2 protein-coding genes are annotated in these 1,223 nt (G+C 61.2%); both read right to left on the bottom strand.

The window, feature by feature from the left end:
* Nucleotides 1-614, bottom strand: a 614-nt coding sequence (locus tag AC0L2O_RS36195; protein WP_473373120.1) for a Bug family tripartite tricarboxylate transporter substrate binding protein, incomplete at its 3' end; no start/stop codon positions are given.
* Nucleotides 615-654: 40 nt separating this feature from the next.
* A partial coding sequence (locus AC0L2O_RS36190; protein WP_473373119.1) for an aminotransferase class III-fold pyridoxal phosphate-dependent enzyme occupies nt 655-1,223 on the bottom strand: 569 nt, incomplete at its 5' end.

Genomic DNA, 1,223 nt, shown 5'->3' with positions numbered 1-1,223 from the left:
GCCGGTGCGCTGCCGCGATACGGCACGTGTAGCAAATCGATGCCGGCCATCGACTTCAAGAGCTCGGTCGCCACGTGCCCAGTGCCGCCGGTGCCCGGCGATGCGTAAGAAAGCTTGCCCGGGTTGGCCTTCGCGAGCGCGATAAGCTCCTGCAGCGTATTCGCCTTCACATCGAGATTGACCGAGATCAGGTTAGGCACGCGCGCAATCACTACGACGGGCGCAAGGTCCTTTGCACCGTCGAACGGCTGGTTCTTGTAGATATACTGGTTGATGACGTGCGGACCGGGCGTACCGATCACGAGAGTGTAGCCATCCGGATCAGCCTTCGCGACGTAATCGGCGCCGAGATTGCCCCCGGCGCCTGCCTTATTCTCAACGATGAACTGCTGGCCGTATTCCTCAGATAACTTTTGCGCCATCAGCCGGCCGAGAATATCGGTTGTACCGCCGGCTGCGAACGGCACGACCACCTTGACTACCCGAGTTGGCCATCGTGCTTGGGCGGACGCCTGGCCAATGAACGGCAACGACAGCGCTGTGGCGCTAGCGGCGAGCACGGCGCGGCGGCTTGGATTGGACCACATGCCCCTGAATGTGCGTTCCGAGCGCATTGTTCTTCCAGAAAATTGCTCCGCTCCGTCGAGACGCGTATCAGCTGCGAGCGGGACGTAGGCTGGTCGTGTCTGCCGCAAATAGCAGTTCCCGCCGCCTGAGAAATCGGTCGAAGGCGGCGGTAAACGCCTCGCAGGCCGCATCATCAATCTCGAGCGAAAGCGCCGCCATGCCGCGCCGGGCGAGATAGATTCCCTGCTCGAGAAGATCGAAGAACATCAATTCCTTGATGCGCTGATCTTGCGCGGTTGTATCGGCGATCGATCTCACCGGCCCCGCAACACTATGGATGGTGAACAGCGAACCGATCCCGGTGACACACAGGGGGGCATGATGCTCCCGGCATAGCGACTCCAGTCGGGTACGTAGCGCTTCGCCGCGCGCATTGACGCGATCCAAAGCCTGCTGCGTGGCGACGTTCGTCATCATTGCAACGCCGGCGGACATGGTAAGTACGTTGTTATTGAAAGTGCCGGCATGGGCAAGCGCCCCCGCCTTGCGCGGATCGAAACGCCGCATCAAATCGGCGCAGCCGCCGAAGGCGCCGAACGACAGACCGCCTGCCACATACTTGCCAAGTGTCATCAGGTCTGGACGAATGCTGTAGC

The organism is Bradyrhizobium sp. Kon10 (genome assembly GCF_055807395.1).
This window is presented reverse-complemented; position numbering and strand designations above follow the sequence as displayed.